Genomic DNA, 536 nt, shown 5'->3' with positions numbered 1-536 from the left:
CTGCAATCCAGACGCCGTATACATGGCCGCAACCGAAATCATGCCAGCTTCGACCGAGACGCTCTTGCCCCGCGGGAGCCATCCATACATGGTCCAAGCGACAATGGCGAACGACTTTACCTATGTGTCCACGGTGGCAGGGCTTTATCTATGTGGCCTTCCTCATCGACACATTCGCCGAGCGCGTCGTTGGATGGCGAGTCTCGCGGTCTGCCAAGACTGATTTTGTGCTCGATGCCTTGGAGCAGGCCCTGCAGGATCGACGGACTGTTCAGAAAGGAAGATTGATCCATCACTCGGATCTTCGCTTGCCTCTTGCCATCGCAACCTCCTTCAAAAGGGTGTTGCGACGACCGGTTGAGACCGCCCAGTACCTGTCGATCCGCCATGCCGAGCGGCTGGTCGATGCCGACATCGACACCTCGGTCGGCACCGTTTGGGACTGCCTCGACTGTGAGTATGGTATTGCAGCCTGATGGCCTGACCCATGCTACGATTGACTGCGTGTCATTGCGTTGACGTGTCGACCATCAGGT

General features: G+C 57.5%; 1 pseudogene. It reads left to right on the top strand.

Annotated elements, in window-relative coordinates:
• Positions 1 to 452: pseudogene (locus V8324_RS22295) on the top strand (DDE-type integrase/transposase/recombinase); the annotation flags it as partial.
• Between the last annotated feature and the right edge of the window lie 84 nt (positions 453 to 536).

Origin of the sequence: Roseovarius sp. D22-M7, assembly GCF_037083785.1 — a bacterium.
In the GTDB taxonomy this organism is placed as follows: Bacteria; Pseudomonadota; Alphaproteobacteria; order Rhodobacterales; family Rhodobacteraceae; genus Roseovarius.
This window is presented reverse-complemented; position numbering and strand designations above follow the sequence as displayed.